The organism is Flavobacterium litorale (genome assembly GCF_019613795.1).
Taxonomy (GTDB): domain Bacteria; phylum Bacteroidota; class Bacteroidia; order Flavobacteriales; family Flavobacteriaceae; genus Flavobacterium; species Flavobacterium litorale.
This window is the reverse complement of record NZ_CP080429.1, coordinates 2,469,434-2,477,500: the sequence shown is the minus strand read 5'-3', so window position 1 is coordinate 2,477,500 and position 8,067 is coordinate 2,469,434. Positions and strand designations below refer to the sequence as shown.

The 8,067-nt window shown below is 35.8% G+C and carries 7 protein-coding genes (1 of these 7 running past the window's edge); 5 read left to right on the top strand and 2 right to left on the bottom strand.

Going from position 1 to position 8,067, the window contains the following annotated elements:
• Together msrB and K1I41_RS11255 are read right to left on the bottom strand one after the other, a co-directional pair.
• Positions 1-53: the beginning of a peptide-methionine (R)-S-oxide reductase MsrB gene (msrB, locus tag K1I41_RS11260; protein WP_220640441.1), read on the bottom strand. 451 nt of this gene lie to the left of the window's left edge; only the first 53 of its 504 coding nucleotides appear in the window; the start codon lies at positions 51-53; its stop codon lies off the left edge, out of view.
• Positions 53-913: an alpha/beta hydrolase gene (locus tag K1I41_RS11255; RefSeq protein WP_220640440.1), complete on the bottom strand. Its 861-nt coding sequence runs from the start codon at positions 911-913 to the stop codon at positions 53-55. The genes msrB and K1I41_RS11255 overlap by 1 nt, the downstream gene beginning before the upstream one ends.
• A gap of 278 nt (positions 914-1,191) precedes the next feature.
• Between K1I41_RS11255 and K1I41_RS11250 the strand changes: the two genes are divergently transcribed.
• The 5 genes from K1I41_RS11250 (at position 1,192) to lon (ending at position 8,065) form a co-directional block, all read left to right on the top strand.
• The gene (locus tag K1I41_RS11250) at positions 1,192-2,007 is read left to right on the top strand and encodes a M48 family metallopeptidase (RefSeq protein ID WP_220640439.1); all 816 of its coding nucleotides are present in this window, start codon (positions 1,192-1,194) and stop codon (positions 2,005-2,007) included.
• 98 nt (positions 2,008-2,105) lie between these two features.
• The gene (locus K1I41_RS11245) at positions 2,106-3,422 is read left to right on the top strand and encodes an MFS transporter (RefSeq protein ID WP_220640438.1); all 1,317 of its coding nucleotides are present in this window, start codon (positions 2,106-2,108) and stop codon (positions 3,420-3,422) included.
• 51 nt (positions 3,423-3,473) lie between these two features.
• Positions 3,474-4,358, top strand: a complete 885-nt coding sequence (locus K1I41_RS11240; protein WP_220640437.1) for a DUF6252 domain-containing protein — start codon at positions 3,474-3,476, stop codon at positions 4,356-4,358.
• A gap of 163 nt (positions 4,359-4,521) precedes the next feature.
• Positions 4,522-5,424: a DUF6252 domain-containing protein gene (locus K1I41_RS11235; protein WP_220640436.1), complete on the top strand. Its 903-nt coding sequence runs from the start codon at positions 4,522-4,524 to the stop codon at positions 5,422-5,424.
• Positions 5,425-5,614: 190 nt separating this feature from the next.
• The gene (lon, locus tag K1I41_RS11230; RefSeq protein WP_220640435.1) at positions 5,615-8,065 is read left to right on the top strand and encodes an endopeptidase La; all 2,451 of its coding nucleotides are present in this window, start codon (positions 5,615-5,617) and stop codon (positions 8,063-8,065) included.
• Positions 8,066-8,067 lie beyond the last annotated feature (2 nt).

Genomic DNA, 8,067 nt, shown 5'->3' with positions numbered 1-8,067 from the left:
CCTTTACACGCGGTTAAAGAAAACAGAATAAATAATATTAATACTTTTTTCATTAGGTTAAAAATTTGGTTATTTTATTAATGACATTGCTATCTCCAAGAATTTTACGGTGTCCTAAACCTTCTGTTATTATTAACTCGCCATCTTGTAAATGCTTATGTATATGATAGGCAGCTGATACGGGTACATCCTCATCTTCCGTATCATGAACAACAAGTACTGGAATAGTTAACTCTTTTGCTGCTATATACGTAGCATAACTGTTAATGGTTATTCCAAATTGCTTTTCGAATAATTTAATCATTGTTTTATTTGTTTCAATATCCATGCCTAACTTTTGCGTAAAGTCATCCATAATATCCGATATTAAATCGCCACTGCCAATAGTAACCGCTTTTTTAACTGTAGTACCGCGCTTTATTGCGTTAAGCAATGCCATACCACCAAGCGAGTGTCCAACACCGTATTCAAAAGGACCGTATTTTTTGTCAAGCTCCTGAATGCAAGCAATAAATTCCATCATGTCGCTTGTTCTTCCTGTCGATTTTCCATGAGCAGGTGCATCAAAACTAAGGGTACTGTATCCATTTTTTACTAAACTATCGGCTATAGACCAAAGCTGTGTACCCCGACCGCTCCAGCCATGTACAATTAACACTTTTTTAGCATTATTGCCTAAATGGTACAAGCATATTTTTTTGTTCAGCTTAGGAATGTCCAAATACTCTTGTCTACTTTCACGTTCCATTTTTTCCTCCCTTTTTGGAAGTTTAAACTTAACGGGAGTAATAAAAAGTTTCATAGTAAATTTTGCTGCTAACTTATTGGATAGTTTTTGTAAAACTTTTGCAGTGGTTAAAATAGATTTTGGTACTGCCATTGATTGCTTTTTTTTCTTTACTTTTCTTGACATTTTTTATAGCTTATATCAGTAATGTGTACTACCGTTTTTGAGTTTAACTTATACGATATAAAGGTAATCCAAATAAAGTACAACCAGTTACGATAAAAGTTAAATATATGCAAGCATAGTAAAAAGATGTTTTGTTATTATGTAAGAATAAATTCAGAATTTAAACTAATAACTCCTATACTATATATTTACAATTTTTTAACTATTATTAAGAATTTTTCGGAATTGGATATCACACGAATTTAGTAATTTTGAATAAAATTTAATAAAACACCTTTATGAAGAAAAGTATACTAGTTCTTTCAGGTACATTATTCCTGCTAATGATGTCTTGTTCTACAAATCCATTTACAGGAAAAAAGAATCTCAATTTTGTTTCTAATGCGCAACTTTTTCCTACTGCCTTTCAGCAGTACGACCAATTTTTGAGTCAACACAAAGTAATAACTGGTACTTCACAGTCCGCTATGGTAAAAAAGGTAGGACAGAAAATAAAAATGGCAGCCGAAAAATACCTTAATGCCAACGGGTATAAAGGTTATTTGGATGGTTACGCATGGGAGTATAATTTAGTTGAAGATCCTGCTGTAAACGCTTGGTGCATGCCAGGCGGAAAAATTGTAATATATACAGGTATTATGCCTATAGCGCAAGATGAAGCTGGGCTTGCAACTGTTATGGGGCACGAGGTTGCCCATGCATTAGTAAACCACGGAGCACAACGAATGAGTGCAAGCACACTACAACAGCTTGGCTCTGCAGGTGTGGCAGTAGCCACATCAGGGCAAAGCCAAACAGCCCAACAAATATACCAGCAAGCCTATGGTATTACTACCCAATATGGCGCTATGCTTCCTTTTAGTAGAAAACATGAAAATGAAGCCGATGATGTTGGATTAATATTAATGGCAATAGCAGGTTATAATCCAGAAAATGCAACAGCATTTTGGCAACGTATGGCGGCCAATGCAGGTGGCGGTGCTCCCCCAGAATTTTTAAGTACTCACCCATCAAGCAATACCAGAATAAGAAACATAAAAAATCAAATACCTAAAGCTAAAGCCGAAGCGGCAAAATTTGGCGTAACGTTTTAAATTTAGGTATACTTTATAATAGTAAAGTATTACTTTTAATAATTATACATATATTAGCTGCTCTACATAAGAGCAGTTTTTTTATTAAAAAATTTACTATGCCACAACTGGAAAAAGGGAGTAAGAAACTTTTAAACGCATGGGCGTTTTACGATTGGGCTAACTCAGTATACAGCCTTGTAATTGCCTCGGCAGTTTTTCCTATTTTTTATAATGCTATTTTTCCAGAGGGGCAAAAATATATAGCTGTTTTTGGGACTTCCATAAAAAGTACTGCATTAATAAGTTTTGTTACCGCTTTTGCCTTTTTATTTGTAGCCTTTATATCGCCATTACTATCGGGTGTTGCTGATTATTCAGGCAACAAAAAAATATTCTTAAAGCTGTTTTGCTATCTAGGTGCACTATCGTGTATTGGTTTATACTGGTTTAGTCTCGAAAATATTTACTGGAGCTTAGTCTGCTACTTTTTTGGACTGGTAGGTTTTTGGGGTAGTCTGGTTTTTTATAATTCTTACCTGCCCGACATTGCTTTTCCAAAACAACAAGATGCCATTAGTGCAAAAGGCTACTCTATGGGGTATATAGGCAGTGTATTTTTACTCATATTCAATTTAGCAATGGTTATGTTTCCAGATGCTTTTGGTATTAAGGAGATAGAGGGTGTAGAAGCACCTGCTATACGTGCCATGCGCTATTCGTTTGTATCAGTAGGAGTATGGTGGATACTTTTTAGCCAGTACACCTATTATTATTTACCAAAAGGAAATAAAAAACAAAAAGTAACCCGCGATGTGCTTTTGAATGGATTTAGAGAGTTACGCAAAGTTTGGGGGCAACTAAAAAATAATATTACACTTAAACGGTATTTAGGTGCCTTTTTTGTATACAGCATGGCAGTACAAACCGTTATGCTTGTTGCTACTTATTTTGGTGCCGAAGAAATAGCATGGGGAGAGGATGATGGTGCAAAACAAATGGGGCTTATAGTAAGTATATTACTAATACAGTTGGTTGCCGTAGTAGGAGCAACCGTTACATCTCGTTTGTCGGCAAAATACGGTAATATAAAAACACTTATAGGTATTAACATTATTTGGGCTGTTATTTGTGTTTGTGCCTTTTTTGTAACCTTGCCCGTACACTTTTACGTTACAGCAGGATTTGTAGGGCTCGTTATGGGAGGTATACAATCATTATCCCGCTCTACATACTCCAAATTTTTACCAGAAACTAAAGACACTGCTTCTTTTTTCAGTTTTTACGATGTAACCGAAAAAATAGGCATTGTAATAGGAATGATGCTATACGGTGCTATTGACCAGATATTTGGTAGCATGCGCTATTCCGTTATATTTCTTACATTATTTTTCGTAATAGGTATCTTCCTTCTGCGAAGGGTGTTAAAAAAATAAGCATATTAAAATTATTCTATTATATTTGGTTGAAAATATAATTAAATAGTTATGAAAAGAATAAATATTCTATCGGCATTCTTTGTTTTAATTGCAGCTTTGGGTTTTGTATCGTGTGATACTGAGCCTGTAGATCCTGTGTTTTTAGACTTTGTACCTGATACCGAAGAACCAGCATCCTTTAAAGTTACTATAGATGGTGAACTGTTTACTGCCAATGCTACCCAAGCAGCTGTAGCCGATGGTATTATTACTATTGTTGGGCAAAGAGGAACAAATGGCGAATTTGTTAGCGTTACTGTAGCTGGTACTACTGTAGGGTCGTATCCAGAAGCATTATTAACCTACAATCCATCAGATGAGTCCGATTTCGGATATTGGAATATCGATCCAGATTTTAATAATACAGGTGGTGTTACAATAACAGCTATAAATACACAAAATAATACCATATCAGGTACATTCCAATACGTAGGATATTGGTCTGATGATAGTGAAGAAAGAGAGCCTGTTGAACTTAATAATGGTACGTTTACCAATATACCTTATACAGGTTCACTTACTGACCCTGATCCTGATCCAGATGATGAGTATTTTAGAGCTACAATAGATGGAGACGAAAAAAATTATGGTGTTATACTATCACTACAATCAGGAGAATCGGTTACACTTAGTGGACAAATTATTGAGCCAGCAAACCAAATTCAGTTATTAATGCCTATCGATATTACACCAGGTACATACGCGCTAGAGGACGGTACAGATACATTTGCTATATATTCTGATAATGGAGAGACGCTTACAATAACTACGGGTGAATTGACTGTAATTAGTAATGCGGATGGATTTATAAAAGGAGAATTTACATTTAGTGCACTCGATGCGGATGATAATGTTGTTGAAATAACAAATGGTGAATTTAATATCGAATTATAGTAATTAAAGGTATTATCTTAGAGTAAATACGAGATATTTAGGAAAATTAAAAAACCTTAAACGAATTATGTTTAAGGTTTTTTAATTTTTTATATTTGGCACTTAAAAATAATTTTCCACCATGAAGCAAGTAAAATTAACATCATTACTATTAGTATTAATAATGACTTTAGGATTCGTATCATGTGATACTGAGCCTGTAGATCCTGTGTTTTTAGATTTTGTACCTGATTCAGAACAGCCAAGTTCGTTTGAGGTTACCATTGATGGCGAACTTTTTCAGGCTACCACTTCAAATGCTTCAATCGGTCAAGGCTTAATCGGCATACAAGGTGTAGGAAGCAACGGGAAAAATATAAGTATTGTTTTAGAAGGTACAACTTTAAGTATTGGAGCATATGCACCATCAGATGTATTAATGATATACCAACCCGAAACAAATGATGATGACCTCGGTTATATAAATTATGATCCTGATCTTGTAATAGGAGGTGAAATTCCTGATAATATTTATGAAGGAGCATTTACCATAACGAATATTGATACGGTTAATCAAACTATTTCAGGTACATTTAGCTTTACAGGATATTGGAGCAATAGTGACGATGAAATAGAAGCAGTAGAACTTACAAATGGAGTTTTTACAAATGTTCCTTATGTAGATAATAATAACAATCCAAATCCAGGATCAGATGAAGATTATATTACCGCAGATGTAGATGGTGCTGAGACGAATTTTATAATAGCAATCGCTGTAGTATCAGGAAATTATCTAACAGTAAGTGGTCAAAATGTAGCTCCTCCAAAACAAATACAATTAATAATGGATGCAGATATAACACCTGGCACATATGATATTACTGAAGATGGAGGATTTAATAATGGAGTAACAGGATTGTATTCTGAGGGCTTAGTACTGTATGTTGTTCAATCAGGTCAATTAACTATTATAAGCAATGATGGTAACTCTGTGAAAGGAACTTTTGCATTTTCGGCTTATAAAGCAGAAGACGAAAGTGAAATTATTGAAATTACAAACGGAGACTTCGACATTGAGCTACCTTAGTGGCAAATATATACACGCAAAATCCGCCTACAGGCGGATTTTTTTATTGGCATAATCATTGTCAAATACTACTAGTAAAAATACAGTAATGCCCCTTTATTACTGATGTATAAGTAGGTAATACAAACATTAAACAAATGTTTATATAATGTCCTACAAATGTTTAATGACAAAATGACTTTAAAATATCATGTCTGATCAAAAAATATTAAATATTGACAGTCTGTCACTTCAAGAAATTGATACTGATGCAGAATTAATTCCGTTAATGACGCCAGAGGATGAAGAAGAAATGAACAATGAGGTACTGCCAGAAGCATTACCCATACTACCATTGCGTAACATGGTTTTATTTCCAGGCGTTGTAATACCCATTACAGCAGGGCGAGATAAATCTATAAAATTAATAAACGATGCCAATGCAGCAGGAAAAATAATTGGTGTGGTATCGCAAAAAGATGAAACTGTTGAAGAGCCTACAGCAGAAGATATTAATACGGTAGGTACGGTAGCCCGCATACTAAGAGTACTAAAAATGCCCGATGGTAATACTACTGTTATTATACAAGGTAAAAAGCGTTTTGAAATAGATACCGTAACAACAGAACAGCCCTACCTAATGGCTACTATTAAAGAGGTGAGCGAAACAAAACCCGAAAAGGGAGATGCAGAGTTTGCTACTATAATAGAGTCCATAAAAGATTTAGCCATACAAATTATAAAAGAAAGCCCAAACATTCCTACAGAGGCTACTTTTGCGATTAAAAATATAGAAAGCGAATCGTTTTTAGTCAATTTTGTATCATCTAACATGAACCTTACAGTAGATGAAAAACAAAGCTTACTTACAAAAAACGACCTTAAGGAGCGTGCGTTAGAAACACTGCGACACATGAATGTTGAGTTGCAGAAGTTGGAACTCAAAAACGATATACAGAGCAAAGTACGTTCTGACCTCGACCAACAACAGCGTGAATATTTCCTGCATCAGCAAATGAAAACCATCCAGGAAGAACTTGGAGGGGTATCGCACGATCAGGAAATTGATGAAATGCGTAAAAAAGGGAAAGCTAAAAAATGGAACGAAAAAACCAAAGCGCATTTTAATAAAGAAATTGCCAAATTACAACGTATGAATCCGCAAGTAGCAGAATATGCTACACAACGTAACTATTTGGAGCTAATGCTCGATTTGCCTTGGGGAACATTCTCTAAAGATAAATTTGATTTAAAACGTGCCGAAAAAATACTAAACCGCGACCATTATGGTCTGGAAGACGTAAAGCGTCGTATTATAGAGTACTTGGCTGTACTCAAACTACGTAACGATATGAAATCGCCTATACTGTGCTTGTACGGACCTCCAGGGGTTGGTAAAACATCCATAGGTAAATCGGTAGCCGAGGCATTAGGCAGAGAATATATCCGTATATCGTTAGGTGGGCTTCGTGACGAGGCAGAAATACGCGGGCACCGAAAAACCTATATAGGAGCTATGCCAGGTAGAATTATACAGAGCATAAAAAAGGCAGGCACATCAAACCCTGTTTTTGTACTGGATGAGATAGATAAACTATCCAGCGGGCATAATGGCGATCCTTCATCAGCATTATTAGAGGTACTGGACCCTGAGCAAAACTCCGAGTTTTACGATAATTTCTTAGAGTTAGGTTTCGACCTCTCTAAGGTAATGTTTATTGCTACGTCCAATAACATGTCAAGCATTCAGCCTGCACTTCGCGACAGAATGGAGATTATTAAAATGACGGGGTATACCATAGAGGAGAAAGTAGAAATAGCCAGAAAGCACCTCTTACCAAAACAAATAAAAGAGCATGGGCTTACCACTAAAGATATTAGTATTGGTAAAAGGCAGCTTGAAAAAATAATAGTAGGCTACACACGCGAATCAGGTGTTCGTGGTCTCGAAAAACAATTGGCTAAAATGGTACGCTCTATTGCAAAAGCAATAGCAATGGAGGAAGAATACAATATTAAAGTTACCGATGCTGATATTATTGAAGCACTTGGAGCACCAAAAATGGAACGCGATAAGTACGAAAATAACGATGTAGCAGGTGTAGTAACGGGATTGGCATGGACTACTGTTGGTGGCGATATCCTGTTTATAGAATCCATACTATCTAAAGGAAAAGGTAGTATGACCATGACGGGTAACTTAGGTACGGTAATGAAAGAATCTGCAACCATAGCACTCGAATATATTAAAGCCAACGCAGCCTTGTTAGGAATAAGCCCAGAAGTAATATCGAGTTACAACGTACACATACACGTACCCGAAGGCGCAACGCCAAAAGATGGCCCTAGTGCAGGTGTAGCCATGCTAACATCGTTAGTATCGTCATTCACACAAAAAAGAGTTAAAAAACAAATGGCAATGACGGGCGAAATTACCTTAAGAGGTAAAGTACTCCCTGTTGGTGGTATTAAAGAGAAAATACTTGCTGCTAAACGTGCTAATATTAAAGAAGTATTATTGTGTGAAGACAACAAGCGCGATATTGACGAAATTAAACCAGAATATTTGCAAGGGCTTACCTTTCACTACGTAAAAGAAATGAGCGATGTAATTAAGCATGCCGTAACTGACCAACCTGTAAAAAACGCAAAAACATTATAGTA

Coding starts and splice junctions, on each gene's coding strand:
- K1I41_RS11245 (WP_220640438.1), top strand. CDS start 2,106: ATGCCACAACTGGAAAAAGGGAGTAAGAAACTTTTAAACGCATGGGCG.
- K1I41_RS11255 (WP_220640440.1), bottom strand. CDS start 913: ATGTCAAGAAAAGTAAAGAAAAAAAAGCAATCAATGGCAGTACCAAAA.
- lon (WP_220640435.1), top strand. CDS start 5,615: ATGTCTGATCAAAAAATATTAAATATTGACAGTCTGTCACTTCAAGAA.
- K1I41_RS11240 (WP_220640437.1), top strand. CDS start 3,474: ATGAAAAGAATAAATATTCTATCGGCATTCTTTGTTTTAATTGCAGCT.
- K1I41_RS11250 (WP_220640439.1), top strand. CDS start 1,192: ATGAAGAAAAGTATACTAGTTCTTTCAGGTACATTATTCCTGCTAATG.
- K1I41_RS11235 (WP_220640436.1), top strand. CDS start 4,522: ATGACTTTAGGATTCGTATCATGTGATACTGAGCCTGTAGATCCTGTG.